The organism is Williamsia sp. M5A3_1d, from assembly GCF_053345315.1.
On the sequence record NZ_JBKEZX010000002.1, the window covers coordinates 21,450 to 46,987 of the forward strand.

A 25,538-nucleotide genomic window follows, 5' to 3' on the forward strand; every position below is an offset into this window, starting at 1 on the left:
GGTTTCGTCCGGACTAGGCTGAGCGCCATGCAGATCCCACGTGCGGTGGCGACGGTGAACAAGCATGTGACGAATCGTGTTCAGGGGCTGTGGGCGTGGCTGATACCGCCGTGGGCGGTCGTGGTGCACACAGGTCGCACGTCCGGTCGCACGTACCGAACACCAATCCTGGGTTTCCACACCCCACAGGGTTTCGCGATCCCGATCCTCTACGGTCCGCGCACCCAGTGGGTGAAGAACGTGATCGCCGCGAACGGGGGCGAGATCAGACGCGCCGGCAGGCGTCATGAACTCACCGACCCGAGAGTCGTTCTCGCCACCGAGATCACCGCGGAGGGAATCGCCGGAAGGTACGCGCGCGCCGGCGACTGGACACTGGTCGCCACCATCGGCCGGCGCCTGTAGCAACCCGTCGAAAAGAGGTCGCACGGGCTGCGACCGGACACCTATCGTCGGGGTCATGCACATCGCGATGATCGGCACGACAGCTCCGAGTCACATCTACCCGTCGCTGGCCGTGATCGCCGAGTTGGTCCGACGCGGGCATCGGGTCACCTACGCCGTGGGCCGGTCGGCGGCGGGGATCGTCGAACCGTACGGCGTCGAGATCGTCTCGTGGGATTCGATTCTCCCGCAGGGGCAGGATGCGTGGCCGGAGGATCCGGCGTCGGCGATGCACGTGTTCCTCGACGAGACGATGGCGGCGTTCCCGGTGCTGACCGGTTTCTACGACGGCGACCGCCCCGATCTCCTGCTCTACGACATCGGCGGTATGGCCGCACCGGTGCTCGGTGTCCGCTACGGGGTCCCTGCGGTCCAGCTGTCACCTGCTTACGTGGCGTGGGACACCTACGCCGACGACCTCGCCGACGTCATCGGTCCGCTGCGCTCCTCGGCGACCGGCGAGCGGTACCACGACGTGTACGCACAGTGGTTGCGCAACAACGGGATCGATGCCGATCCGTGGGACTGGATCACCTATCCCGAGCACTGCCTCGCACTGATCCCGAGGGTGATGCAGCCGCAGGCCGAACGCGTGGGTGATCAGGTGCAGTTCGTCGGACCGTGTCTGGACCCGGTGCGCCTGGCCGATCACAGCTGGACCCCGCCCGATGGGAAGATCCTGTACGTGTCGTTCGGCACCGGTTTCAACGAACAGCCGGACTTCTATCGCCTGTGCATCGAGACGTTCACCGACACCGACTGGCAGGTGGTCATCTCCATCGGCCACCGCGTCGACCCCGACGATCTGGGTGCGCTACCGCCCAACGTGACGGTGCACCAGCATGTTCCGCAGCTCGCGGTCCTCGACGCCGCGACGGTGTTCATCACCCACGCCGGGATGGGCGGCTGCACCGAATCATTGTGGTTCGGTGTCCCCACCGTGGCCATCCCGCAGGCCGTGGACCAGTTCGGCAACGCCGACATGCTCGTCGAACTCGGAGTGGGGGTGCAGCTCCCCCAGACCGAGGCGACCACGCAGACACTGTCCGACGCCGTCGACAGGGCCGAGTCCCTGACCGCACGCGCCCTCGAGATCAGTGCCGAGGTCCGTGCCCACGGAGGCGTCACCGCTGCCGCGGACGCAATCGAGCGTTTCCTCGCCTAGAAACTCACCGTTGGCGGCGCAGCCTGGCCTTCAGGAGCCTTGTAGAACTCGCGGGTCGAGACCTTGGCGAAGCCGGCGAAGAACATCCACGGGATGGTCTGCACCAGGGTGTTCAGCGTGGTGACCGCGTCGTTGTAGAACTGGCGGGCGAAGGAGATCTGGTTCTCGGTCTCCGCCAACTGGCCCTGCAGATCCAGGAATCCCTGGTTGGCCTTGAGGTCGGGGTAGGCCTCGGCCACGGCCATCACATCGACGAGTGCCTTGTTCAATTGCGCGTCGGCGGCGGCCTTCTCGGGCACCGCGTTGCCCTGCGCGGCGGCCGCGACCCTCGAACGGGCCTCGGTGACCGCCTCGAACACGCCCTTCTCGTGCGCCGCATATCCCTTAACGGTGTTCACGAGATTCGGGATGAGATCGGCTCGACGGGTGAGTTGGACGTCGATGCCGCCGAGCGCCTCCTGGGCGCCGATGTCGGCCTTCTTCAGTTTGTTGTAGCCGATGACACCGAACGCCACGACGGCGACGATGAGCACCACGATCACGATGAGAGCGATGAGCACGAGGACTTCCCTTTCTCGAAAGCTGTTGCTGAGTTTTCGCCGATCCGCCTACCAGGATCCGCCGCCGCCACCGCCGCCTCCCCCGCCGCCGGAGAACCCTCCGCCACCGCTGCTGCTGCTCGACGACTGCTGGGTGGCCTCGTAGGAGGAGATCGACGACGCGACCGATGAGCTGAAATCAGACGAGAAAGAGCTCATCGAGCCCAGCCCGTACCCGACGCCGATTCCGTGCCCGGCGTTGAAGTATCCGGGTGTGGGCGGTTCCTGTCGGTTCGCGACGCGATACTTCTCGGCCCACTCGTCGGCGACGTCGAACGCGACCGCCCACGGGATGTATTTGGTGTAGAGCTCGTGGCGCCCGCTGAAATCGAATCGGGCCTCGCTCGACGGGGTACCCAGCACCCTTCGGAAACCGCCGAGCTGCGACCACACGTCCCGACCGCGCTTCGTGCGGAACGTCATCGCCCCCGGCGCCAGGACCGGCACGGCGACCACGGCGAAGACCGCGAACGGCAGACCGAACATCGAGCGGTCGAACGGGTTGATGAAATAGAACACCGCGGCGGCGATCACCCCGATCACCAACAGCACCCGTCCTGCACCGCCGAGACCGGCGCGTTCCATCAGTCCGGCCGAACGAGCCCACCCCGACACCGTGCCGTCGAAGGCCCGGCGCGACTCCCGCAGCGACTTGCCGCCCTCGGCGTCATCGGGATCGGCGACGAAGGTCTGCCCCGGCGCGATCCCCAACGCCGTGGCCGCCTGGCGGGTCACGGTGTCGAGGGCATCCCAGTTGCCGTCCTTGCCGCTGATGCGCCACGTCGCGCCGTCTTTCTCCAGCGTCGCGACCCCGGCCTCGCCGAGCTGGAGCATGGTCGCCGCGAAGTGGTCATCGGTGACCGTCTCGGTCAGCAGGTAGGCGCCCTGTGCCGGTCCGATGCCCTCGGGCGGGCCGTACATCAGCGGGAAGGCCGGCGAGCTCTCGCGGGTGGTGCGCACGATGAGCCAGGCCGCGATCCCGGCGAGGACCGCGAGGACGCCGACCACCACGACCAGCCACACCGACCGGCCGAGGACGGGATCGAGCGTCACCGACCACGGCACGGTCACACGGTCGGGCGCCGGCACGTCCAGCGAGGACTGCACGGTGACGGGTGTGTGCGGCTCGAGGGCACCGGTCACCACCATCAACGTGTTGCCGGTGGCCGTCGCGGTGCACCCGGTGTCCGACGCCGAACCCACCGCGCAGCGCGTGTCCTGCGGCGCGGCAGGAAGGTTCACCGTCAGCGTGCTGCGTTCGATGGGCATCTGCCAGCCGCCGGGGATCAGGTTCCAGTAGAACTGCGCGCCGTCGCGGCCGCTCAGCGGGGCCGACAGCGCGCCGGGCACGGTGTAGGTGATCACGTAGACGTGCGATCCGATGATGGACTCGTCGGCGTCGCCGATCTTCGCCACTACGTACCGTCCGCCGCTCTCGGTGCTCACGTCGAGGCCGTCGGGGCGTCCGTCGCGGGTGACGCCGATGTCCTTCGGGACCAGCCGCGCATCGGGGTTGTTCGGGTCGACCACGTCGAAGAACCGGAAGATGCCGTGGCGGTAGAGCGGGAAGTCGACGCGGAGGGTCTCGGTGGCGCGCAGTGTGCCGTCGCGGGCGACGTCGAATCGGGCCTGATAGTCGCTGATGGTGGCGCTCTCGGTGCCCGACGCGGCGTCGTCGCTCGACGCGAACACCACGGGGGCGAACATCGCGGCGAGCGCGACGATCAGCCCGACCAGCACCATCACCGCACGCCTCATGGCGCGGAGCCTACTGCGCGGAGGCGTCCATCCGCTTCATCTCGAGGGCGAACTCGGTCGCCATGCGCTCGGCGAGGGCGTTGGCCGCCGACAGTGGCCGCACCATGACGGTGAACTCCTCGATGAGGCCGTCGGAGTTGGTGTGCAGGATGTCGCACCCGTGGACGCTGCGTCCGTCGATCTCGGCCTCGAAGATCAGGACGTGGTCGTCGCCGTCGTCGACCTGCCGCACGTAGCGGAAATCCTCGAACACCCGGAACACCGCGCGCAGGATCCCGGCGGTCATCGCGCGACCGGAGTAGGGCTTGAAGGCGACGGGCGACCGGAACACGACGTCGTCGGCGAGCAGTCGCTCCATCGCGTCGACGTCGGCCGCCTCGACCGCATCTCGAAATGCCTGCACACCGGCTCCTCACATCGACGGATGATCGTGCCGACCGTACTCCCCCCGCCGCTGCGTAAATTGGAGGAATGCCCGGCACCGACACGATCCTGAAGGGGTACCTCAGCGACAACGCCGCCGGCGGGTCCCCCGAGATCCTGGCCGCGGTCACCGCGGCGTCGGCGGGACTCGCGGCCCCCTACGGCAACGACGAGCACTCGCGAGCGCTGTCCGAGAAGGTCGCCGAGGTCTTCGAGCGGCCCGCCGACGTGTTCGCGGTCGGCACCGGGTCGGCGGCGAACGGCATCGCGATCGCCGCGCTCACGCCGCCGTGGGGATCGGTGCTCGGGCATCGCACAGCCCACATCGACACCGACGAGGCCGGTGCACCCGAGTTCTTCGCCGACGGCGCGAAGATCGTCGGCCTCGACGGCGACGACTCCCGCATCGATCCCGACGTCCTGCGTGCCGCGGTGATGCGGCGGCGCGGCGACGTCCACAGCGTCCAGCCCAGTGTCCTGAGCATCACCCAGGCCACCGAATCGGGAAGCGTGTACGGACTCGACGAGATCCGGGTGCTGTCGGGGATCGCCCACGACGCCGGGCTCCGCGTGCACATGGACGGCGCGCGATTCGCCAATGCCCTGGTGGCACTCGGCGTCACTGCGGCCGAGATGACGTGGCGCAGCGGCATCGACGTCCTGTCGTTCGGCGCCACCAAGAACGGCGCCCTCACCGCCGACGCCATCATCTCGTTCGATCCGTCGCTGCACACCGAACTCGCCTACCGCCACAAGCGCGGTGGCCAGCTGACCTCGAAGATGCGGTTCCAGACCGCGCAGCTGTACGCGTACCTCGACGATGATCTCTGGCTACGCAACGCACGCCACGCCAACGCGATGGCCGCCCGGCTCCGCGAGGGACTCGCGCAGGCGCCGGGCGTACGGATCCTCGGCGACCTCGCGGCCAACATCCTGTTCTGCCACTTCCCCGACGACCTCATCGCGGGTCTGCTCGATCGGGGCTACGGCTTCTACCACGACCGATGGGCGCCGGGCACGGTCCGACTGGTCACCTCGTTCGTCCACCGCGAGAACGACATCGACGATCTCCTCGCCGCGGTCGCCGATCTCACACGTCGCTGACCGACGCCTTCGCGGGTCCGATCAGATCGGCGACGATCTTGCCCGAGAGCATCACGAGCGGCAGACCGCCGCCGGGATGGGACGACCCTCCGACGAGGTACAGCCCGGGGATCCGGGACTCGTTGCCCGGCCGCAGAAATGCCGCCCGCGGCCCGTTCGACGACGATCCGTAGATCGAGCCGCCCGGGGTCAGGGTGCGGCGCTCGAGTTCGGCCGGTGAGAGTATCTCGCGCCGCCGGATCCGCGAGCGCACGTCGACTCCGCGGTCGGCCATGATGGCCACGATCCGGTCTGCGTAACTCTCGGCCAGACCGGGTGCATCCCAGTCCATCCCGGCGTCGGGGTCGTGGCGCGGGGCGTTGACGAGCACGAACCATGCACCGGTGCCGGGCCCGGGGACGATCGCGGGGTCGTCGGGTGCGCTGATGTAGACGGTGGGTCGCTCGACCGGTCGGGGCCCGCCCTTGCGGCCGAACAGCGCATCGAACTCGGCGTCGTAGTCCTCGGCGAACAGGATCTGATGGTGCGGTTGATCGGCAGGCGGATCGTCGACCGCGAGCAACAGCACGAAACCGGAGAACGACGGTGTCGGTGTGCGAACACGTTTCGCGAGGCGGGCGGCCGTCGGGGTGCGGATCAGCTTCCCGTAGACAGTGCGTGCGTCGGCGTCGGCGACCACCACGTCGGCGGGGATCCGTCGCCCGTCGGCGAGGCTGATCTCGTCGGCAGCACCCGACGCATCGGTGGTGATGGCGGTGACCTCGGCGCCGAACTCGACACGTCCGCCGAGCGCGATCAGCCGCTCCTCCAGCGCAGTGGCGATCCGACCCAAACCACCTGCCACGTACCACGAACCGTAGGCCTGCTCCGACCACGGCACGGTCGCGAGCGCGGCCGGGGCGCGTCGAGGGTCGGATCCGGTGTAGGTCGCGTAGCGATCGAGCAGCATGCGCAGCCGCTCGTCCTTCAGGTATCGACGCCCCAGACCCCGCATGCTGCGCAAAGGCGAGATCGCGGCGAGCGCCGACAGCGGCGGGGGCGGCCGGCGACGCATCGCGGAGACGGTCAGCGGCGACTCGAGGAAGATCTCCCGCGAGAGGTCCCACATGCGTTCGGCGCGACGCAGGAACGTCATCCATTCGCTGCCGCGGCCGGCGCCGAGCGCCGCGTCGATGGCCGCCGGGATCTGCGCGAGGTCACCGGGCATGTCGAGCACGGTGCCGTCGGGGAAGCGATACTGCGCGGCGGTGTCGAGGCGCTGGAGATCGAGGACATCGTGCACCGACACCCCCGTCGCGGCGAACAGGTCCTCGAGGATGTCGGGAAGGGTCACCAGCGACGGCCCGGTGTCGAAGACGAAACCATCGTGAGAGATGACCCCGAGCTTGCCGCCCACGGTCTGCGCCTGCTCGAACACCGTGACCTGATGACCGGCGGCGGCCAGACGTACCGCGGCGGCGAGGCCACCCACCCCGGCGCCGATCACGACGATCTCGCTCATTCGCAGCACTCCACCTCGTCGATGGTGCCACGCCCGACGTGCACAGTTCCGACGGGAAAGAGAGAACCCCCTGCCGAACTGCGTGTATGCAGTCGACAGGGGGTTTCAAGGGTGGAGCTAGGGAGAATCGAACTCCCGACCTTCTCGATGCGAACGAGACGCGCTACCAACTGCGCTATAGCCCCTGGTACAACTCGTCAACTCTAGCAAAGGGTGGCACCACCGGAAAAACGCGAGGTCAGGCGCCGTCGAAACGAGCGACCATGGTCTTGGGGGCCCGCCGACGCCAGGCGTCGATCAGCAGCTCGACCACGACGGCGGGGGCGGCATCAGCGAGGGTCACGGCCACCGCGGACGGCTTCGCACCCCACATCACCGTTGTGCACCAGTCGAATTCGGCGACGGCCTCGTCGATCTGCTCGTCGGTCACCATGATCCGCGCGACGGCATCGTCGGGCGCCGTGGCGAGCACGTTCTTCCGGAACCGGATGGCACCCATCCCGTGGTGGTCACCGACGGTGACCTCCGGGAGTTCGATGGCGCGGGCGCACAACGACTCCCAGGTGAGGGTCACTGCCCGACGACTCGCGCCAGGTCGGAATCCTCGCGCATCACGCGACGGCGCTGGAACGGGGGAAGGTGCTCGAACACGGGGTGCTCGTCGTCGATCTCCAGCACCACCGCACCGGGGCGGCGCAGGTGCAGCGGGATCTCGTCGGCGAGCGGTCCCGCGGCATCGTGGTCGCGCACACCGGGTCGCATCTGCCGGGCGGCCCGCGCAGCGCGGGCAGCACGCTGCCGACGGATCCGCTCCTCGACCCGCACCGCGCGACGCAGGAAGGCCATGTACCCGACGAGGAGCGCCACACCGACACCGGTGACCGCCCAGCCGGTCCCGCCGAGGAACACCCCGACGCCGATGCTCGCGACGGCCAGCACCGCGAGGACCATCACCACGCGCTGGCGGCGGCGGTACCGGGTCTCGCTGCGACGCGAGTCCGCGTCGGCGTCGTATCCCCCGCGGCCGCGGCGGGTCAGGGGCTCGGCGACCACCTCGTAGTCGTCGTCCGCATCGTCATCGACGGCGTTGTCATCGTCCACCTCGTCGACGGCGTCGGTCTCGTCGATGTCGTCCTCGTCGTGATCACTCTCGAGGTCGGTGGCGCCGGAGTCGGTCTCATCGGCCTCGGTGTCGGCCTCGGTCTCGTCGGCCGCGACACGGGTGTCGCTCGACGTGCCTGCGTGAGTGGTCTCGACCGTCTCGGTCGCGTCCACATCGACGTCGGTCTCGGCCTCGGTCTCGTCGGCCGCGACCTCGGCACGCGCATCGGCGTGGTCGTCGGCGTCGTTGAGCAGCTCGCCCCGCTTGCGGTATTCGCGCGCCGGGGCTACCCACTCGGCGTCGTGGGGGTGGCGGCCGCTGGCGACCTTGCTGGTGGCGCGGGCCATGGCCCGCCCGCCACGGTTGATGACGCGGGTGGCGAGCGTCGCCTCGGTGGTCTTACGCACCTCGGGACGTCCCTTGATGACCATCGGGACCAGCACGAACAGCCAGATCGCCACCAGACACACCCACAGAACCGAATTCGGCATGATCGGGGCTCTCCTCTCCGTGCGAACGGTTCGCGACAGGTCACCGCAACCACATCAGTCACAGGCTGGGTCCCAGGCTAAGTCGGCACGGGCGCGGACCAGCGCAGACGCGCCGACGACACGGCCACTTCACGAATCCGAACCTCAGGAGGGGAACGCCGCGCGCCCACTGCGCACCAGCGCCTCGGCGGCGCTGGAGGAGATCTCCTCGACGGTGAGTCCGAACAACAGGTGGTCGCGCCATCCGCGATCGACGTCCATGTACCGCTCCAGCAGGCCCTCGGTGCGGAACCCGACCTTGGTGAGCACCGCCCGCGACGCCAGGTTCGTCGGTTGCACGGTCGCCTCGAGTCGGTGGAGTCCGACGGCGCCGAAGCAGTGGTCGACGCCGAGCGCCACCGCGGCGGTGGCGACCCCCTGGTTGGCGAGGGCGTTGTCGATCCAGTAGCCGATCCACGCGTTGCGCAGCGCACCCCGCTGGATGTTGCCCACGGTGAGCTGCCCGGCGAACTGACCGTCGACCTCGATCACCAACGGCAGCATGGCCCCGGCCTTGGCCTCGCGGCGCAGCACCGAGTGCAGTGCCGGCCACGAGGTGATGTGGTGGCGGTCGGCCCAGTCGCCCTGGCCCGTGGGTTCCCATGGCATGAGGGTGTTCTGGTTCGCGATGCGGAGGTTGCTCCAGGGGCGGGCGTCCCGCATCCGTACCCCGCGCAGGCTCACCGCGCCGGCGCGGGTGATCAGCGGACCCAACGCAGCAGGCCACCCGGGGTGCGAGGCACCGCTGCCACCAGACAACCGTCGGATCACAAGGGGAACTGTATTACCCGCGCTGGGCGAGGAAGGCGACATCCACCTCGTCGCCGGTGCGCACCTCGTCGACGTCGGAGTCGACCATCACCAGACAGTTCGCCTCGGCCAGCCCGGCCAACAGGTGCGACGACCCGCTCTCCGACGTCCCGATCACCTGGACGAGGTACTCGCCGGTCTGCTCGTCGCGCATCAGTTGGCCACGCAGGTAGCCCTTGCGGCCGGCCACCGACGCGATCGGGCCGACGGTACGGGCCCGGATCACCCGCCGCATCGGCTTGCGCTTGCCGAGCGCGATGCGCACCAACGGGCGGACCATCACCTCGAACGCGACCAGCGCGCTCACCGGGTTCGATGGCAGCAGGAAGGTCGGGACCTCGTCGCGCCCGAGCTGGCCGAACCCCTGCACCGACGCCGGGTGCATCGCGATACGGCCGACATCGATGTCGCCGAGCGGGCGCAGTGCGTCGCGGATGTTGTCCGAGGCGGTTCCGCCGAGCGGAGCGCAGATCACCACGATCTCCGAGCGGATCAGCTGTCCCTCGACCACATCTCGCAGTTGCGAGGCCTCACGGCTGGCGATGCCGACCCGGTTCACGTCGGCGCCGGCGTCGCGGGCGGCGGCGGCCAGCGAGTAGCTGTTGACGTCGAAGACCTGGCCGGCGCCGGGGGTCCGGTCGATGTCGACGAGCTCGCCACCGACGGAGATCACCGACAGCCGCGGACGGGGATGCACCAGCACACGCGTACGACCCACGGCGGCAAGCAGTCCCACCTGGGCGGCGCCGATGATGGTGCCCGCGCGGACCGCGACGTCGCCGGGCTGCACGTCGTCGCCGACGCGGCGCACGTAGTCGCCCGATTCGACGGCGTGGCCCACCTTCACCTTCGACAGACCGCCGTCGGTCCACCGCAGCGGCAACACCGCGTCGGCCAGAGTCGGCAGCGGTGCACCGGTCTCGACGCGCACCGCCTGCCGGGGCTGCAACCGGGTGGGGGTCCGGGCACCGGCGGCGACCTCACCGACGACCGGCAGCACCACCACGACATGCTCGCCCGGCGCCTCGGAGTCGTCGGACGCGACGACCCCCGCCTCGGCCACGTCGACACTGCGCACGGCGTACCCGTCGATCGCCGCCTGATCGAACCCGGGCAGCGGGTTCTCGGTGACCACCTCTTCGGCACACAACAGACCCTGGGCCTCGGAAATGGCCACACGTACCGGACGGGGCGCCACGGCAGCCGCCGTGACCCGGGTCAACTGATCTTCGACCGACCGCATCTCGCCTCCTGACGTCGTGTGACGTTAACCGGTCGGACGCACCAAATCGGTGCGCGACGCGGTGTGGTGGCCGGGTCGAGGGTGATCGGTCAGTCCTGCTTCAGCCGTTCCACGAGGAACTCGCGCAGGTCGGGACCGTAGTCGTCGCGGTCGAGGGCGAAATCGACGGCCGCCTTCAGGTAGCCGCCGGGGTTGCCCAGATCGTGTCGCGTGCCGTGGTGGATGACCACGTGCACCGGATGGCCCTCGGCGATGAGCAACGCGATGGCGTCGGTGAGCTGCAGTTCGCCACCGGCGCCGGGCTCGATACGCCGCAGCGCGTCGAAGATCGCACGGTCGAGGATGTAGCGGCCCGCCGCGGCGAGGTTGCTCGGGGCGTCGGCGGCGTCGGGCTTCTCGACCATCCCCTTGAGGCGCATCACGTTCGGGTTGTGGGCGTCGGGCAGTTCCTCGACGTCGAACACGCCGTAGGCACTGATCTTCTCCGGCGGGACCTCGATGGCACACAGCACCGTGCCGCCGCGCCGCGCGCGGGTACGGGCCATCACCTCGAGCACGCCACCGGGCAGCACCAGGTCATCGGGCAACAGCACGGCGACGGCGTCCTCGTCGTCGGCGAGCAGCGGCTCGACACAACCCACGGCGTGACCGAGACCCAGCGGCTTGTCCTGGACGACAGAGGCGACCTCCATCAGGGTGGGCGCGTTGCGCACCTTCGCCAGCATCGCGTTCTTGCCGCGTTTCTCCAGCGTCGCCTCGAGCACCAGGTCCTCGACGAAGTGGGCGACGACACCGTCCTTGCCGGGCGAGGTGACGATGAGAAGGCGTTGCGCCCCGGCCGATTTGGCTTCTTCGGCGACCAGTTCGATCCCCGGGGTGTCGACCACCGGCAACAGTTCCTTGGGGACGGTCTTCGTCGCCGGGAGGAACCTCGTACCGAGACCGGCGGCAGGCACGATGGCCGTCCGCGGCAGCGGTGGTGTGTTCGGTACCGACTCGTACTCGACCCCTTGGGATCCCATTCCCTACCCTTCTCCTCGCGCGAACGCGCGACCGTTTCGTCGTACCCATGGCGTGTGACCGTGCGGCGTGCACGTCACCGTATGTCCCCGAACTGACGACCTACTGTGAATCTAACGGTTGGACGGTGAACGTGAGAGGTGGAACCCATGGGCCGTGGGAGTGGTTCACGCGATCGGATGGACGGGCGATCGATCGGTCACGGATCGACGAACGCTGCCGTCACCGACGCCAAAAGGGCCCTGCGCAGCAGGTTGGTGACCGCGCGCGCCGAACTGGACCCCGAAGGGCGCATCGCCGACGGCGAGGCGATCGCGCGATGGCTCGACGCGTCGCCGGTGCCACTGCGACCGGGCGACACAGTCGGCGCGTACGTGTCGATCGGGACCGAACCCGACACCTCCGCGCTCCTGTCGGCCCTGGTCGACCGGGACCTGCGGGTGCTGGTGCCCGTGACCGCCGACGGCCCGGCGACACCGTTGACCTGGGCGCAGTTCACGAGCCGCGACGATCTCGCACAGGGCCGGTTCGGCCTGCGCGAACCGATGGGTGAGCGCCTTCCCACCGACGCCATCGACACCGCGGTCATGGTCTTCGTGCCCGCGCTGGCCGTCGACCGCGCGGGCACGCGACTCGGTCGCGGAGCGGGCTACTACGACAGGTCGCTGACGACCACGGAGGCCGACCTCGTCGCGGTGGTCTACGACGCCGAACTCATCGGTGAGGTGCCCGGCGACGGTCACGACGTGGCGATGGGGTGGGCGCTCACGCCGCACGCGGGATTCACCAGGCTGACCCGACCGGCCAGGAGTTGGCACTCAAACGCGGCGAGTGCCAGACCAGCGCTAGAATGAAGCCCGGCTCGCGGCGCGAGCGCACTCTTTCTCGACTCGTTGGACTCTTTCACCCTCGGAGGTACCCGGTGCCGACCTACTCGTACGCCTGCACGCAGTGCGACAACAAATTCGACATCGTCCAGTCGTTCACCGACGACTCGCTCACCGAGTGCCCCGTGTGCGGCGGCCGGTTGCGCAAGCTGTTCAACTCGGTCGGCATCGTGTTCAAGGGCAGTGGCTTCTACCGCACCGACAGCCGGTCGGGATCGACCGCGTCGGAGAGCGCCGGCAGCGACTCGTCGGGGTCGGACTCGTCGTCGGGCTCCACCAAGGAGACGAAGAAGGAGTCGACCTCCACCTCGTCGAGCACCAACGGTTCCGGCTCGAGTGGTTCCGGCTCGAGTTCCGGCGGCTCGGGATCGGGCAGCTCGGGATCGACGTCGTCGGCCGCCGCCTCCTGATCCACACGCCCCACTGATCCACAGGTGGGGTCGCTCCCCAGGGTGAATGCCGCGGGTCTCGTCGCGGTCACGCGTCGCCCCTACCGTCTGACGGCATGACCGACCGCAACCGTCTGTCCCCCACCCTCACCGACCGTCTGCGCACCGCGGCGCGGCCCGGGTGGATCCGCACGCTGGCCGTGCGTCGCGTCGCGGCCATAATGTTGCTCACCGCGTCGATCGTGATGGCCGTGGTCGCCCACCGCGGCGAGCAGCTCGCGACGGTGCTGGTGGCCGCGCACGATCTCACCCCCGGTTCCACCCTCGTGGCCGGTGACCTCGTCGACGCACAGGTCGCTCCGGGGTCGGTCCCCGACGGCGCCCTGCGGATGGACCGCGACGGCGTCGGTCGCACGGTCACCGGTCCGGTGCGCGGTGGGGAGATCATCACCGACTGGCGCCTGCTGTCGGCGCGGCTGCCCGCGCAGCTCGTCGGCGACCCCGAGGCCCGGCTGGTCCCCATCCGCCTCGCCGACGACGCCGTCATCGACCTGCTGCGCTCCGGCGACGTGGTCGACGTCCTCACCGAATCGGCCGACACCGACGCCGGCGGCCCCGCACGCAACGGACCGGCCGACGGTCGTGTGCTGGTGAGGGGTGCGGTGGTGGCGGTGGTGCCCGCGCACGACTCCCGCGATCGTGGAGGCCGGGCGCCGGTGGTGATGCTCGCGATGCCCGAACGCGACGCCCATGCCGTCGCGGGCACCGCGCTCGCCGCGCCGGTGACCGTCGTGTTCCATTGATCGTCGCCGCACATCCGCACGTGTGCGAGGTCGGGTGGCTACGATCTGCCCACACGATGTGACCGGGGCAGCGTCACATCACCGGAGTGAGGAGTCATCGACATGATCAAGGGTTTCAAAGAATTCCTGTTGCGCGGCAACGTGATCGACCTGGCGGTCGCGGTCGTCGTCGGCGCCGCGTTCAGCGCGATCGTCAAGGCGTTCACCGACAGCATCATCCAGCCGCTCATCAACTCCATCGGCGGCACCGATCAGGCCCAGGGCCTGGGCTTCCTCATCCGCAGCGGCCAGGACAACACCTTCGTCGACTTCGGCACGCTCATCACCGCCGCACTGAACTTCCTCATCATCGCCGCGGTCGTCTACTTCGTGATCGTGATGCCGTTCGAGAAGCTGAAGGCGTTGCGCGCCAAGCAGGGTGACGACGCAGCCGCGCTCACCGAGGCCGAGTTGCTCACCGAGATCCGCGATCTGATCGCCTCGCAGGGCTCGGGTAGCGCCACATCGACTGCGCCCAAGCACGAGCTGTAGGGCTCACCCTGGTGCGGCGGTGGGTCGCCGCACCAGGGATGGTCGATCAGTGCGAGACGGCCTTCTCGACGCCGACCCCGGTGAGCGAGCGGACCTCCATCTCGGCCTGGCGTGCGGCGTTCTCCTGCCGGCGACCACCGATGTAGGTACCGATCACGGCGAGCAGGAACCCGGCCGGGATCGACACGATGCCCGGGTTCGACATCGGGAACAGGTCGAAGTTCGCGTCGGGGAACATCGACGTCGGCTTACCCGACACCGCGGGCGAGATCACGATCAACCCGATACATGTGAGCAGACCGCCGTAGATGCTGAACAGCGCGCCGGTGGTGTTGAACCGCTTCCAGAACAGCGAGAACAGCAGCGTCGGCAGGTTGGCCGAGGCGGCGACCGCGAACGCCAGCGCCACGAGGAACGCGATGTTCTGACCCATCGCGAGGATGCCGAGCACGATGGCGACCACACCGATCACCACCACCGTGATCCGGGAGACACGTACCTGCTGTTCCTCGGTGGCCGTGCCGCGCTTGATCACGCTGGCGTAGATGTCGTGGGCGAACGACGCCGACGCGGTGATCGCGAGACCGGCGACGACGGCGAGGATGGTCGCGAAGGCGACCGCCGAGATCACCGCCAGGAAGATCGTGCCGCCGAGTTCGAACGCCAGCAGCGGTGCGGCGGCGTTCTCCTTGCCCGGCGCGGCCTGGATGACGTCGGGACCGACCATGCGGGCCGCGCCGTAGCCGAGCACCAGCGTGAACAGGTAGAACGCGCCGATGAGGCCGATGGCCCAGGTGACCGAGCGGCGCGCCTCCTTGGCCGTGGGCACGGTGTAGAACCGCATCAGCACGTGCGGCAGGCCTGCGGTGCCCAGTACGAGGGCGATACCGAGCGAGATGAAGTCCAACCGCGACATCGCGCTGATCCCGTATTTCGCGCCCGGCGCGAGGATGTCCTTGCTTGAGTTGGCCTGCGCGTCGGCCAGCAGTGTCGAGAAGTTGCCCTTCACGGCGACCAGCACGAGGACGAACATGATGCCGGCACCGAGGATGAGCAGCACGGCCTTCACCATCTGCACGTAGGTGGTGCCCTTCATGCCCCCGATGAGCACGTAGGCGATCATCAGCAGTCCGACCACGGCGACCACGACGCCCTGCCCGAACTTGCCGTCGATGTTGAGCAGCAGCGACACGAGCCCACCGGCCCCGGCCATCTGCGCCAACAGGTAGAACAGCGACACCGCCAGCGTCGAGAGCGCGGCGGCCATGCGGACCGGCCGTTCGGACAGACGGAAGCTCAGCACGTCGGCCATGGTGAAACGGCCGGTGTTGCGGAGCAGTTCGGCGACGAGCAGCAGCGCCACGAGCCAGGCGACGAGGAACCCGATGGAGTAGAGGAAGCCGTCGTAGCCGTAGACCGCGATGGCGCCGGCGATACCGAGGAACGACGCGGCCGAGAGGTAGTCGCCGGCGATCGCGAACCCGTTCTGCGGGCCGGAGAACTGTCCGCCACCGGTGTAGAAGTCCGAGGCCTTCTTCGTGGTGCGGCTCGCGCGGATCACGATGGTCATGGTGACCACCACGAACGCCACGAAGATGGCGATGTTGAGCGCGGGGTTGCCCACCGACGCGCCTGCGGCGAGAGTGCTCATGACTGCGGCCCTTCCAGCTCGTCGCGGATGGCCGCGGCCCGCGGGTCGAGCTCACGGTTGGCGAAGCGTACGTAGATCGCGGTGATCACGAACGTCGACACGAACTGGCCGAGGCCCAGGATGATGCCCAGGTTGACGTTGCCGAACACCTTGGTGGCCATGAAATCGGCGGCGTAGGTCGCCAGCAGCACGTACACCGCGTACCAGGCGAGGAAGAATCCGGTGATCGGGAAGACGAAGGTGCGCAGGCGCCGACGCAGCTCCTGGAACTCGGGGGTGGCCTGCATGTCGGTGAACGCCTGTGCGTCGGGGGTGCGACGCGGGGGTGCACCCGGGGCGTCGGACCCGTGGGGGTCGAGATCGGCTGCGGTCATGATCGAGGACTCCGATGTCTGTTCGGGCACGCCGAGGGCATGCGGTGTGAGCAGACGGTAGCGAGACCCAGGTCACATCAGGGGCGTGTGGCGACGGTCACACGGCGAGGGGTCGCAGTGTGCGACGAACGGTCGCATCGGCGCGACGAACGGTGGGTCGCCGAGCCGGTCATTCGTCGCCCGACACCCCGTCACGCAGCCCGATCTCGCGGTCGCGGCCGACGCCGAGTCGTTCCGGGACGTGCAGTCGGGTGAGGATGCGGCCGACATCGCTCGGGATGCGGGACGGTGTCGCGCGCGACACCACGATCATGGTGGCGAACGCGAGCGGCACACTGACCGCGGCGGGGTATCCCACCAGCACCGACGGCCACCCGCCGAGCACGGTGTCGTCGACGCCGCCGAACGTGGTGGCGACGACGGCCGCACCGGACACCGACGCCCCGACGAGCAAGCCGCTCGCCGCCCCGACCGCGGTGAGTCCTCGCCACCAGATGCCCAGCACCAGAAGCGGACACAGGGTGGAGGCCGCGACGGCGAACACCAGACCAACCGTGCGCGACAGGTCGACCGACGTCACGCCGACGGCCATCAGCACCGGCACCACCCCGGCCACGACCGATGCGACGCGGAAGTCGCGGACGCGGCCACGCAACACGTCGGTGCTCACCACCCCCGCGACACTGACGAGCAGGCCCGACGATGTCGCGAGGAACGCCGCGATGGCGCCCGCGGCGACGAGCGCGGCCAACAGCTGCCCACCGATCCCGCCGAGCACCGAGCCCGGCAGCAACAACACCGCGGCGTCGGACGTGCCGGTGATCAGCAACTGCGGGACGTAGAGGCGCGCGAACGCGCCGAGGACCGTCGGGAACAGGTAGAACGCCGCGAGCAGACCGACGACCGCCATCGACGTCACGCGCGCCGAACGGCCGTCGCGGTTGGTGTAGAACCGCACCAGCACATGCGGTAAACCCATGGTGCCCAGGAAGATCCCGATGATGAGCGAGTAGACCTGGAAGAGCGGATGCGGGCCGCCGAACCCCCAGCCCGGGCGCATCCATTCGGAGTGGGTGGTGGGTGCACCGGCCACCACCGGGACCGGCGACCCGGCCGCGAGTTCCAGCGAGGTGCCCGCCGCCACCTCGTGCTCGCCGGGTTGCAGGAGCAGCGGCCCGGCGATCGGCGCGCCGTCGATCCGGCCGTCGGCGTCGAGGCGCAGCGGCGTCGCGACGGTGACACGGACGTCGGTGGTGACGTCGACCGTGGTCGCGGTGGTGACCACCGGTGGCGCTGCGGATCCGAGGTCGTCGGGGCGCCGGTCGTCGGCGTAGAAGTGGATCGCGAGCGCCAGCGCCGGGATCGCGATGGCGGTCATCTTCAGCCAGTACTGGAACGCCTGCACGAAGGTGATCGACCGCATGCCGCCGCCGACGACGTTCGCGATCACGATGAGCCCGACCACGGTCGCCCCGATCCATGGCGGCACACCGAGCAGGATGTCGAGGGTGAGTCCGGCGCCTTGCAGCTGGGGTACGAGGTAGAGCACGCAGATCAGCACCACCGACGCCGTGGCGAGCGAACGCAGTCGCCGCGAGCCGAGGCGGAACTCGGCGAAGTCGGGAACGGTGTAGGCGCCCGATCGCCGCAGCGGGGCGGCGACGAACAGCAACAGACCGACATAGCCCGCGGTGAACCCCACCGGATACCACAGCGCATCGGCGCCGTACTTGGCGATCAACCCCGCCACCCCGAGAAACGATGCCGCGGAGAGATACTCGCCCGAGATCGCCGCGGCGTTCCACCGCGATCCGACGCTGCGCGAGGCGACCAGGAAATCGGAGGTGGTGCGCGCCAGGCGGACGCCGTAGGCGCCGATCGCGACGGTCGCCACGGCGGCGGCGATCAGCGCGATCGCCGTCGCGACCGGTACGGGGTGTCCGGCGATGGTCGTCACTGCCGTCAGTCGTCGACGAGGTCGACGAACTCCTGTTCGTTGCGGTCGGCGCGGCGGACGTAGAACCGGCACGCGGCGAACAACACCGGGTACACGACCGCACCGAGGATCAGCCAGGGCAGCCCGATCCCGGCCACGGTGATGTCGGCGATGGACGGGATGAGCAGGAACAGGACGGGCAGCGCGGCGAGCGCCGTCGCGGCCACACCACCGACGCGCAGGGCGAGTCCGAGTTGCGCGCGGATCAGGCCGCGCACGAAGGCGTCGCCGATCTCGGTCTGCTCCTGCACCTCGACGCGACTGCGCACCCGCCGGGCACCTCGACGTTGGGCGAGGACGACCCTTTCGCGCGGTGGCGGGCGACGGTCGCGGGGACCGGTCACCGGTGTCCCGGCGAGCGGCCGCCGACGAGTCGGTCCTTGAGTTCGCGGGTGTGTCGCCGACTGACCGGGAGTTCGACGGCCGGGGCGTCGCCGACGGGGCGCAGGCACACCACCGTCTGCGAACCGGCGGTACGGATCCCGGTCACCGACGGCAGGTGCACCAGGTACGAACGGTGGACACGCACGAATCCGACGTGTTGCCAACGGTTCTCGAGCGTGGTCAACGGTGTGCGCACGAGATGGGCGTCGCGATCGGTGTGCAGGCGCGCGTAGTCGCCGACGGCCTCGGCCCACCGCACCTCCGAGCGCGGTACAAGGGTGGTGATGCCGGCGATCTCGACGGCGAGCACCTCGTCGGTGTCGCGGGCATCGGTCGACCCGGGGAAGGGCGACGGCGCGGTGCGGTGGTCGACGACCCTGCGGACGGCCTCGGCGAGACGTTCGGTGCGCAGCGGTTTGAGGAGGTAGTCGACCGCACCGAGATCGAAGGCGCGCACCGCGCGGTCGTCGTGCGCGGTCACGAAGACCACCGACGGTGGATCGGCGAACGCGCCGAGTACCCGCGCGAGTTCGAGGCCGTCGAGTCCTGGCATGTTGATGTCGAGGAACACCGCGTCGATGGGTGTGGGGGAATCGGTGATGAGCCGCAGCGCGGTCGTCGCGTCGGAGGCGGTGAGCACCGTGGTCACCGGATCGGTGTGCAGGAGCGCATATTCGAGTTCGTCGAGTGCGGGGAGTTCGTCGTCGACGGCGAGGACGGTCAGCCCACCACGTGGTGGCGACGCGGCGAAATCGGGGATCTGGGTCACGGCAGGAGCCATGCTGCCATCACACGGTGATCCCGGGACGGAACTTCGGCACACGCATGCTGACCTTCGTCCCTGCGCCGGGGGCGGTCTCGACGACGAGACCGTAGTCGTCGCCGAAGGCCGCCCGCAGACGGTCGTCGACGTTGGCCAGCCCGACATGCGCGGTCTCGGCGACGCCGGAGCCCGGCGCGGTCACCCCGTCGAGCCCGGAACGCAGCATCTCGGGGTCCATGCCGACGCCGTCGTCCTCCACGCTGATCACGCAGTCGGCACCCTCGTCGTCGGCGACGATGCTCACCGTGCCGCCGGCGGAAGTGCCCGAGATCCCGTGCCGGACGGCGTTCTCGACGAGGGGTTGCAGGGCGAGGAACGGTAGGACGACGTTGAGCACCTCGGGCGCCACCTGGAGTCGGACGTTCAGGGTCTCCCCGAACCGGGCGCGCTCGAGGGTGAGGTAACGGTCGATGTTGCGCAGTTCGTCGGCCAGAACCGTGTACTCCCCCGCCGCGCGGAACGAGTAGCGGGTGAAGTCGGCGAACTCGAGGATGAGTTCGCGTGCCCGCTCGGGATCGGTGCGGACGAACGACGCCACGGTGCTCAGCGCGTTGTAGATGAAGTGCGGGCTGATCTGTGCGCAAAGGGCGCGGACCTCGGCACGGTCGAGTCGCGCGCGGGAGGCGTCGAGTTCGGCGAGCTGGATCTGACTGCCCGCGTATCGGGCCACGTCGGTGATCGCCGACAGGGCACCCGGACCCGGTGCGGTGCGGGTGGCGACGCCGAGCACCCCGAGCACCTCGGTGCCGACGAGGGGTTCGACGACGAGTGCGCGGACACCGGTCTCGCCGAGACCCGAGGTGATGAGGATGCGCCGACCATCGGCCACACAGCGGACCGCCGCGTCGGCGAACCGCCCGGCGAGGACGTCGTGCGGGCCGTCCCACACCAGGACCGCGCCGTCGGCATCGGCGACACCGACCGCATCGGCGGCGATCAGTGTGCGCAGATGCGGCGCGGCCAGCACCGCCGATTCGGTGGTCAGCCCCTCGCGGAGCGGGGCGGCGGCCAGCGACGCCGTGTGCAGGGTGGCGTGCACCGCCCGTTCGGTGGGTGTGGTGAGGGTGGGTCGGGTGCGGGTCCGCAGCACCGCGACCACCGCCACCGCGGCGAGCACCGCCACGATCACTCCCACCCACGCGAGGGCGGACATCAGTGGCGGCGCCCCGGACCGGTCATCCCGTCATCATCGCAGGGCCGGGCGGATGTGGAGCGGGGACAGTCAGCTCGCGCGCGCCAGCCACAGACGCTTGCGGCACACCGCGCGCATCTGTTCGGCCACGCGTGGCGGGAGGGCACCGGTGTCGCCCGAGTCGAGCTGCGACCGCAGGCGGGTGAAGAACTCGACGTCGCCGAGCCCGAACTGCGCGCGGATCGCCTCCGAGGGACCGCCGCCCCGCTGGAACCAGCCCAGCTCGAACTGCACCAGTCGGTCGTCGTCGAACTGGCCGGTCGCTCGGCCCATGTCGGTGTCAACAGTCATGTCGGTCACCCCGTTTCGTCCATCGCAGGAAAGTGTGTCGATGCCACGCCCCCGCGTGGACAACCAGATCATTGTGCATGCGAAAGGTGAGGCGCGCCACCAATTCGCGCACCGACGCGCCCAACTGTAGAGAGACCGTGTGACACCGTGCCGAACCCTCGATGACGAGTAGGCGCACATGCCCCGGACGCAACACAGGGGGAGCGGCCCGAAGGCCACTCCCCCTGTGTCGGGAGAACTGTCAGATCAGCAGATCAGAAGAGGTTGAACTGCTTGCCGTACAGGGTCACGACGCCGTCGACGGCGTCGGTCGAGACGGTGACGACGATCTTCGGCTTGGCCGAGGCGTAGCCGGCGCACGCGTCGACCGAGAAGCGCTCGCCGCTGTAGGCGATACCGCCGCGCTTGCCGGTGATCGAGAACGAGTTGACCTTGTTGCCGTCTTCGTCGGTGGTGTCGACGATCGGCACGTAGGCGGCCTGTCCGGGGGCGATGGCGAAGGCGCCGGTGGCACCGTTCGTCGAGTCGTCGTCCGGGACGACCGGGGTCGTCTGGTTGGTCAGATCGATGTCGGCGCCGCCGTCGATGCCGCCGTTGGAGCTGAAGCTCAGCTGGCAGCCGACGAGGTAGCCGGCGAGCACGTTCGCGCCGACGGCCTTGCCGCCGATGGTGACGATGACCTGGCCCGAGACCGTGACGTTACGGCTTGTCGGCAGTGCGACCGTCGAACGCTGGACGCCGTACGACTGGTTCTTGAGCTCCACGGTCACCTTGGTGCCGTCGACGAGCGTGGTGGAGGTGAATGCGCCGGGCAGCGAGGCCGCGGCGGCAGCGCCCGCGCCCATGCTGGCCAGGCCCACGGCCGTGACCGAGGCGATGCTCGCGGCCGCGGCCACGTAGCGCATCTTGGTGTTGTTCATGATTCCCCTTAGCGGAAGTCAGTCTGCTTGCGGCAGATAAAGAATGGAGAGTGAGGGCGGATTATCTGCTGCGTCAGCCGATGCTGAAGACGTTGCCGTACAGGGTCGACTTGATGTAGTAGTCGCCGGTCAGCTGGACCTCGGTGTAGGCGCGGGCGGAGGCATAGCCGCCGCACTGCTGCACCGCGATCTCGTAGCGCTTGTACTGGATCGCCGAGACGCCCGACTTGATGTTCTTCACGCGGATCGGCGTCTTGACGGCCTGGCCGGGCTTCAGCGGGACGCTGATGCTGCCGGCGACGGTGCCGCCACCGACGATGTTCAGGCTGCCCGACAGTCCACCGGTGAGGCCGGTGATGTCGATCTGGCAGCCGACGATGTAGCCGGTGGTGAGGATGCCCGTCGCGTTGCCCTTGACCCGGGCGAACACGTTGGCCGAGACCTCGGCCGAACGGCCCGCGCCGTTGTTGGCGACCGATGCGACGGGGTACGCGCTCTCGGCGGTGCGCGAGATCGTGACCGCGGTCCCGTCGATGCCGACGGTGGTCTTCGTACCTCCGGGAAGAGGGCCGGCAGCAGCGTTACCTGCGCCCATGCTGGCCAGACCGACGGCGGCAACCGCGGCGACGGCACTCGCACCGATCACGCGGCGGAGGCCGGAGTTGCTCATCTTGCTCATTCGTTCCCTCTCAAGGAAGTGCGTTTATCCCGACGACATCGAAATGTTAGCCCGGAGTGACCTGACGGTTCTGCAGAATGGTGTCGCGGATCGTTAACAGGCAGATTGCGAAGAGTTACCGACAGGTAAATTTCGCCCTCTGACCGCGCCGACCTGATCCACGTGATCGTCCTGCACGACTGCGCACCCCCCGAGGTCGGCGTGGTGCGTCGTCTTCCGGGGAGGTTAGCGGTACCGCCGTACCGCGACAACACATGCACCCAACCGTGTCGGAAAAGCAATGGGTCACGGTCGGGCAACCGGTCTGATCAGGGAGCCCGGAACCGACATGTCGGACGTTGCCGTGCAGAACGCGTCCACCTGCGAAGGGGAGCCTCAGCCGTGATGCGGGGGGCGGTTGTCCAGGAGCCAACGGTCGTCGGCCGAGCGTGCCGCCTGGTGATCTCGATCACTCGACACCGAAGCCTCGTCCGTCGTCACCGCGGGGAGGTCGTCACCGAAGACCTCGGCGACTCGCCGACGTCGTTCCCACTCGTCGCCATCGGTCACGCCCGCGACCTCAGAACTCGGTGATCGATTCGATGATGTGCTTGGCCAACGGGGTCACCGTCGCCATGCCGTCGCGGACCGCGGCCCGCGAGCTGGCCAGGTTGACCACCAGGGTCTGACCCGACATGCCCGCCACGCCGCGGGACAGCCCGGCGTCGGCGGCACCGGCGGCGAGACCGGAACTGCGCACGGCCTCCTCGATGCCGGGCAGGCTGCGGTCGAGCAGACCCGCGGTGGCCTCGGGGGTCACGTCGCGGGGACGTACGCCCACACCGCCGACCGACACCACGAGGTCGACGCCACCGATGACCGCGGTGTTCAGGGCGTTGCGGATCTCGACCTCGTCAGCCGAGACGGCGACCGTGGCGTCGACGTGGAATCCCGCCTCGGTGAGCAGCTCACCGACGAGGGGTCCGATCAGGGTCTGGTCCTCACCGTGGGCGGCACGGTCGTCGACCACGACGACCAGCGCGCGACCGAGCTCCTGCGACTCCAGGCTCACCGCGTTCATCTTCTGTCCTCTCGCGTCGGCCGCCAGGCGAGCGGCCGCGACATCTGCCGCCGCCACATCCTGACTGGTCTCGGGGATGACAGTACTGCTGTGTACCGAGGGCAGGATCCGCAGCACTCCGCCGTCGGTGGCGGGGGTGTCGGTGTCGATGGTGCGCATCAGCGGCCTCCGGTGTCGAGGGTGTCGAGGGTGACGTTCACCGTGCGGCTGGCGCCGTTGACGGTGAACGTGATGGCGACCTGGTCGCCGGGTGCGTGCGACCGGATGGCCGCGACGAGGGCGTCGCCCGAGGCGATGACGCGGTCGTTGACCTTGGTGACCACGGCGCCGGACGGGATACCCGCCTTCGCCGCCGCGCCGCCGGGGGTGACCGCGGAGAGCTGGGCACCGGGGGTCTGGGCGTTGGCCGACGCCGACTGCACCGACACCCCCAGGCCGGCCTGCGTCGCGCGACCGGTCTGCTGGAGTTCCTGTGCGACGCGCATGGCCTGATCGATCGGGATGGCGAAACCGAGCCCGATGCTGCCCGCCTGCGCGCCGGCACTGTCGGACAGGCTCGCGATGGCGGTGTTGACGCCGATCAGCGCACCGTTGGCGTTGACCAGCGCGCCACCGGAGTTACCCGGGTTGATGGCGGCGTCGGTCTGGATCGCGTCGATCACCGACGCGGTGCTGTTGTCCTCGCCCTGGGTGGACACCGGCCGGTTCAACGAGCTGATGATGCCGGTGGTGACGGTGCCGGCCAGACCCAGCGGCGAACCGACGGCGATCACGCTCTGACCGACCGCGAGGTTCCCGGACTGCCCGAGGGTGATCGGGGTCAGTCCGCTCTTCGAGGCCTTGATGACGGCGATGTCGGAGATCGGGTCGGCGCCGACGACGGTGGCACCGGAGGTGGAGCCGTCGTTGTAGCTGACGGTGAGCTGACCGGTACCCGACGATTCGGCGGTGACGACGTGGTTGTTGGTGAGGATGTAGCCGTCCTGGCTCAGCACGATGCCCGAGCCCTCACCCTCGCGGTTGCCGATGCGCACGTCGATCGAGACGACCGACGGCAGCACCTTGGCCGCCACCTCTTGCACCGAGCCGACCGCCGCCGCGGCGGGCTGGGAGTTGTCGCGTGGACCGCTGACGACACCGCCGGACACCGATCTCGACGTCGAGTTCTCCAACCCGGCGCCGACGACACCACCGATGCCGCCGGCCAGTGCGCACAGCACCACCACGAGGATCACCACACCGACGCGCGAACCGCCGCGCGTCGCCGTCTGGGTCGCCGGGTACGACGAGCCACCGTAGGGAGCGGCGGGGTAATAGGCCGGACCTGCGCCCTGCTGCCCGTGACCGTGCTGGCCACCCGAGCCGTACTGGTCCGATCCGTACTGGCCGGAGCCGTACTGGCCGGACCCGTACTGATCCGAGCCGTACTGCTGTCCCGACCCGTGTTGATCCGAGCCGTACTGCCCCGACCCGAAGGACTGGGTGCCGGACGCGCCCGCCTCGTGCTGGCCCGATCCGTACTGCTGACCCGACCCGGACTGGTTGCCCGACCCGTATTGATCGCCAGAGTCGTACCGCTGACCCGAGTCATACCGGCCCGACCCGTACTGATCGGATGCGGGGCTGGTCGAACCGTGCTGATCGGGGGAACCGGACTCGGACGACGACCGGTCCCCCGGCGTCGATCCCTGTCCCGATTCCGACCCGTGCTGGCTGTCGGTCATGCCTTCGATGCCCCAATCGTGGTCGTGTCGCCGTGTGGCGTGGCGCCGCGCTGCGGACCCGTGTCCGTCGCGGCTGCGCGCGATATCTGACTGCTCGACCCTAACGGTGCGCGACCGTCCTGAGAGGGGACTGAG

28 protein-coding genes and 1 tRNA gene are annotated in these 25,538 nt (G+C 69.1%); 7 read left to right on the plus strand and 22 right to left on the minus strand.

Annotation, left to right across the window (positions count from 1 at the left end):
* The first annotated feature begins 27 nt into the window (after positions 1-27).
* Together ACLBW1_RS07690 and ACLBW1_RS07695 are read left to right on the plus strand one after the other, a co-directional pair.
* Positions 28-405, plus strand: coding sequence for a nitroreductase family deazaflavin-dependent oxidoreductase (locus ACLBW1_RS07690; RefSeq protein WP_447811225.1), 378 nt, complete (start codon positions 28-30; stop codon positions 403-405).
* A 55-nt stretch (positions 406-460) separates the two neighbouring features.
* On the plus strand, positions 461-1,609 hold the full coding sequence (locus tag ACLBW1_RS07695; protein WP_447811226.1) for a macrolide family glycosyltransferase: 1,149 nt from the start codon (positions 461-463) through the stop codon (positions 1,607-1,609).
* Here ACLBW1_RS07695 and ACLBW1_RS07700 read toward each other — a convergent pair.
* The 3 genes from ACLBW1_RS07700 to ACLBW1_RS07710 are packed head-to-tail and all read right to left on the minus strand — an operon-like array spanning position 1,606 to position 4,369.
* Positions 1,606-2,169: a LemA family protein gene (locus ACLBW1_RS07700; protein ID WP_447811227.1), complete on the minus strand. Its 564-nt coding sequence runs from the start codon at positions 2,167-2,169 to the stop codon at positions 1,606-1,608. The two genes, ACLBW1_RS07695 and ACLBW1_RS07700, sit on opposite strands and share 4 nt — an antisense overlap.
* Positions 2,170-2,217: 48 nt before the next feature.
* Positions 2,218-3,966 carry a DUF2207 domain-containing protein gene (locus tag ACLBW1_RS07705; protein ID WP_447811228.1) on the minus strand — a complete coding sequence of 583 codons (1,749 nt, stop codon included), beginning with the start codon at positions 3,964-3,966 and terminating at the stop codon, positions 2,218-2,220.
* A gap of 10 nt (positions 3,967-3,976) precedes the next feature.
* Positions 3,977-4,369, minus strand: a complete 393-nt coding sequence (locus ACLBW1_RS07710) for a nuclear transport factor 2 family protein (protein ID WP_447811229.1) — start codon at positions 4,367-4,369, stop codon at positions 3,977-3,979.
* Positions 4,370-4,437: 68 nt separating this feature from the next.
* Between ACLBW1_RS07710 and ACLBW1_RS07715 the strand changes: the two genes are divergently transcribed.
* Positions 4,438-5,493: a threonine aldolase family protein gene (locus ACLBW1_RS07715; protein ID WP_447811230.1), complete on the plus strand. Its 1,056-nt coding sequence runs from the start codon at positions 4,438-4,440 to the stop codon at positions 5,491-5,493.
* Here the strand turns inward: ACLBW1_RS07715 and ACLBW1_RS07720 are convergent.
* From ACLBW1_RS07720 to ACLBW1_RS07750, 7 genes are all read right to left on the minus strand, one after another.
* Entirely contained in the window at positions 5,480-6,994 is a 1,515-nt protein-coding gene (locus ACLBW1_RS07720) for a phytoene desaturase family protein (protein WP_447811232.1), read from the minus strand. The two genes, ACLBW1_RS07715 and ACLBW1_RS07720, sit on opposite strands and share 14 nt — an antisense overlap.
* 112 nt (positions 6,995-7,106) lie before the next feature.
* Positions 7,107-7,179 (minus strand) — tRNA-Ala (locus ACLBW1_RS07725).
* A gap of 53 nt (positions 7,180-7,232) precedes the next feature.
* The gene (locus tag ACLBW1_RS07730) at positions 7,233-7,568 is read right to left on the minus strand and encodes a hypothetical protein (RefSeq protein ID WP_447811233.1); all 336 of its coding nucleotides are present in this window, start codon (positions 7,566-7,568) and stop codon (positions 7,233-7,235) included.
* A complete protein-coding gene (gene sepX, locus ACLBW1_RS07735) occupies positions 7,565-8,587 on the minus strand; it encodes a divisome protein SepX/GlpR (protein WP_447811234.1) in 1,023 nt (340 codons plus the stop codon). The genes ACLBW1_RS07730 and sepX overlap by 4 nt, the downstream gene beginning before the upstream one ends.
* Before the next feature lie 144 nt (positions 8,588-8,731).
* Positions 8,732-9,397, minus strand: coding sequence for a GNAT family N-acetyltransferase (locus ACLBW1_RS07740; RefSeq protein WP_447811236.1), 666 nt, complete (start codon positions 9,395-9,397; stop codon positions 8,732-8,734).
* Positions 9,398-9,410: 13 nt separating this feature from the next.
* On the minus strand, positions 9,411-10,679 hold the full coding sequence (gene glp / locus ACLBW1_RS07745; protein WP_447811237.1) for a molybdotransferase-like divisome protein Glp: 1,269 nt from the start codon (positions 10,677-10,679) through the stop codon (positions 9,411-9,413).
* An 89-nt stretch (positions 10,680-10,768) separates the two neighbouring features.
* Positions 10,769-11,701: a UTP--glucose-1-phosphate uridylyltransferase gene (locus tag ACLBW1_RS07750; RefSeq protein WP_447811238.1), complete on the minus strand. Its 933-nt coding sequence runs from the start codon at positions 11,699-11,701 to the stop codon at positions 10,769-10,771.
* A gap of 147 nt (positions 11,702-11,848) precedes the next feature.
* On the opposite strand from ACLBW1_RS07750, the gene ACLBW1_RS07755 reads away from it, so the two are divergent.
* The 4 genes from ACLBW1_RS07755 to mscL all read left to right on the plus strand — a co-directional run bounded on the left by ACLBW1_RS07755 (position 11,849) and on the right by mscL (position 14,309).
* Entirely contained in the window at positions 11,849-12,553 is a 705-nt protein-coding gene (locus ACLBW1_RS07755) for a 5-formyltetrahydrofolate cyclo-ligase (protein ID WP_447811240.1), read from the plus strand.
* Positions 12,554-12,621: 68 nt separating this feature from the next.
* Entirely contained in the window at positions 12,622-12,996 is a 375-nt protein-coding gene (locus ACLBW1_RS07760; protein WP_447811241.1) for an FmdB family zinc ribbon protein, read from the plus strand.
* Positions 12,997-13,091: 95 nt separating this feature from the next.
* Complete coding sequence (locus tag ACLBW1_RS07765; protein WP_447811242.1) at positions 13,092-13,778, plus strand: SAF domain-containing protein; 687 nt, start codon at positions 13,092-13,094, stop codon at positions 13,776-13,778.
* Between the two features lie 102 nt (positions 13,779-13,880).
* Complete coding sequence (gene mscL, locus ACLBW1_RS07770) at positions 13,881-14,309, plus strand: large-conductance mechanosensitive channel protein MscL (protein WP_447811244.1); 429 nt, start codon at positions 13,881-13,883, stop codon at positions 14,307-14,309.
* Positions 14,310-14,355: 46 nt separating this feature from the next.
* On the opposite strand, the gene ACLBW1_RS07775 is transcribed toward mscL, so the two are convergent.
* The 12 genes from ACLBW1_RS07775 to ACLBW1_RS07830 all read right to left on the minus strand — a co-directional run bounded on the left by ACLBW1_RS07775 (position 14,356) and on the right by ACLBW1_RS07830 (position 25,403).
* On the minus strand, positions 14,356-15,960 hold the full coding sequence (locus ACLBW1_RS07775; RefSeq protein ID WP_447811245.1) for a solute symporter family protein: 1,605 nt from the start codon (positions 15,958-15,960) through the stop codon (positions 14,356-14,358).
* Positions 15,957-16,334, minus strand: a complete 378-nt coding sequence (locus ACLBW1_RS07780; protein WP_447812132.1) for a DUF485 domain-containing protein — start codon at positions 16,332-16,334, stop codon at positions 15,957-15,959. Before ACLBW1_RS07780 ends, ACLBW1_RS07775 begins: the two co-directional genes overlap by 4 nt.
* A 169-nt stretch (positions 16,335-16,503) precedes the next feature.
* Entirely contained in the window at positions 16,504-18,291 is a 1,788-nt protein-coding gene (locus tag ACLBW1_RS07785; protein WP_447811246.1) for a sodium/solute symporter, read from the minus strand.
* A 5-nt stretch (positions 18,292-18,296) separates the two neighbouring features.
* The gene (locus ACLBW1_RS07790; RefSeq protein ID WP_447811248.1) at positions 18,297-18,674 is read right to left on the minus strand and encodes a hypothetical protein; all 378 of its coding nucleotides are present in this window, start codon (positions 18,672-18,674) and stop codon (positions 18,297-18,299) included.
* Positions 18,671-19,495: a LytR/AlgR family response regulator transcription factor gene (locus ACLBW1_RS07795; protein WP_447811250.1), complete on the minus strand. Its 825-nt coding sequence runs from the start codon at positions 19,493-19,495 to the stop codon at positions 18,671-18,673. Before ACLBW1_RS07795 ends, ACLBW1_RS07790 begins: the two co-directional genes overlap by 4 nt.
* Positions 19,496-19,502: 7 nt before the next feature.
* A complete protein-coding gene (locus tag ACLBW1_RS07800) occupies positions 19,503-20,690 on the minus strand; it encodes a sensor histidine kinase (protein WP_447811251.1) in 1,188 nt (395 codons plus the stop codon).
* Positions 20,691-20,759: 69 nt separating this feature from the next.
* Positions 20,760-21,020, minus strand: coding sequence for a DUF3263 domain-containing protein (locus tag ACLBW1_RS07805; RefSeq protein ID WP_447811253.1), 261 nt, complete (start codon positions 21,018-21,020; stop codon positions 20,760-20,762).
* 254 nt (positions 21,021-21,274) lie between these two features.
* A complete protein-coding gene (locus ACLBW1_RS07810) occupies positions 21,275-21,940 on the minus strand; it encodes an MspA family porin (protein ID WP_447811254.1) in 666 nt (221 codons plus the stop codon).
* A gap of 73 nt (positions 21,941-22,013) precedes the next feature.
* Entirely contained in the window at positions 22,014-22,619 is a 606-nt protein-coding gene (locus ACLBW1_RS07815; protein ID WP_447811256.1) for an MspA family porin, read from the minus strand.
* Between the two features lie 375 nt (positions 22,620-22,994).
* Positions 22,995-23,168, minus strand: a complete 174-nt coding sequence (locus ACLBW1_RS07820) for a hypothetical protein (RefSeq protein WP_447811257.1) — start codon at positions 23,166-23,168, stop codon at positions 22,995-22,997.
* 10 nt (positions 23,169-23,178) lie between these two features.
* Positions 23,179-23,838 (minus strand): MogA/MoaB family molybdenum cofactor biosynthesis protein, encoded by a 660-nt coding sequence (locus ACLBW1_RS07825; RefSeq protein ID WP_447811258.1) that lies wholly within the window; start codon positions 23,836-23,838, stop codon positions 23,179-23,181.
* Positions 23,838-25,403, minus strand: coding sequence for a trypsin-like peptidase domain-containing protein (locus ACLBW1_RS07830; RefSeq protein WP_447811259.1), 1,566 nt, complete (start codon positions 25,401-25,403; stop codon positions 23,838-23,840). Before ACLBW1_RS07830 ends, ACLBW1_RS07825 begins: the two co-directional genes overlap by 1 nt.
* Between the last annotated feature and the right edge of the window lie 135 nt (positions 25,404-25,538).

Coding starts and splice junctions, on each gene's coding strand:
- ACLBW1_RS07690 (WP_447811225.1), top strand. CDS start 28: ATGCAGATCCCACGTGCGGTGGCGACGGTGAACAAGCATGTGACGAAT.
- ACLBW1_RS07695 (WP_447811226.1), top strand. CDS start 461: ATGCACATCGCGATGATCGGCACGACAGCTCCGAGTCACATCTACCCG.
- ACLBW1_RS07705 (WP_447811228.1), bottom strand. CDS start 3,966: ATGAGGCGTGCGGTGATGGTGCTGGTCGGGCTGATCGTCGCGCTCGCC.
- ACLBW1_RS07715 (WP_447811230.1), top strand. CDS start 4,438: ATGCCCGGCACCGACACGATCCTGAAGGGGTACCTCAGCGACAACGCC.
- ACLBW1_RS07720 (WP_447811232.1), bottom strand. CDS start 6,994: ATGAGCGAGATCGTCGTGATCGGCGCCGGGGTGGGTGGCCTCGCCGCC.
- sepX (WP_447811234.1), bottom strand. CDS start 8,587: ATGCCGAATTCGGTTCTGTGGGTGTGTCTGGTGGCGATCTGGCTGTTC.
- glp (WP_447811237.1), bottom strand. CDS start 10,679: ATGCGGTCGGTCGAAGATCAGTTGACCCGGGTCACGGCGGCTGCCGTG.
- ACLBW1_RS07750 (WP_447811238.1), bottom strand. CDS start 11,701: ATGGGATCCCAAGGGGTCGAGTACGAGTCGGTACCGAACACACCACCG.
- ACLBW1_RS07755 (WP_447811240.1), top strand. CDS start 11,849: ATGGGCCGTGGGAGTGGTTCACGCGATCGGATGGACGGGCGATCGATC.
- ACLBW1_RS07765 (WP_447811242.1), top strand. CDS start 13,092: ATGACCGACCGCAACCGTCTGTCCCCCACCCTCACCGACCGTCTGCGC.
- mscL (WP_447811244.1), top strand. CDS start 13,881: ATGATCAAGGGTTTCAAAGAATTCCTGTTGCGCGGCAACGTGATCGAC.
- ACLBW1_RS07775 (WP_447811245.1), bottom strand. CDS start 15,960: ATGAGCACTCTCGCCGCAGGCGCGTCGGTGGGCAACCCCGCGCTCAAC.
- ACLBW1_RS07780 (WP_447812132.1), bottom strand. CDS start 16,334: ATGACCGCAGCCGATCTCGACCCCCACGGGTCCGACGCCCCGGGTGCA.
- ACLBW1_RS07795 (WP_447811250.1), bottom strand. CDS start 19,495: ATGGCTCCTGCCGTGACCCAGATCCCCGATTTCGCCGCGTCGCCACCA.
- ACLBW1_RS07800 (WP_447811251.1), bottom strand. CDS start 20,690: ATGTCCGCCCTCGCGTGGGTGGGAGTGATCGTGGCGGTGCTCGCCGCG.
- ACLBW1_RS07805 (WP_447811253.1), bottom strand. CDS start 21,020: ATGACTGTTGACACCGACATGGGCCGAGCGACCGGCCAGTTCGACGAC.
- ACLBW1_RS07810 (WP_447811254.1), bottom strand. CDS start 21,940: ATGAACAACACCAAGATGCGCTACGTGGCCGCGGCCGCGAGCATCGCC.
- ACLBW1_RS07815 (WP_447811256.1), bottom strand. CDS start 22,619: ATGAGCAAGATGAGCAACTCCGGCCTCCGCCGCGTGATCGGTGCGAGT.
- ACLBW1_RS07825 (WP_447811258.1), bottom strand. CDS start 23,838: ATGCGCACCATCGACACCGACACCCCCGCCACCGACGGCGGAGTGCTG.
- ACLBW1_RS07830 (WP_447811259.1), bottom strand. CDS start 25,403: ATGACCGACAGCCAGCACGGGTCGGAATCGGGACAGGGATCGACGCCG.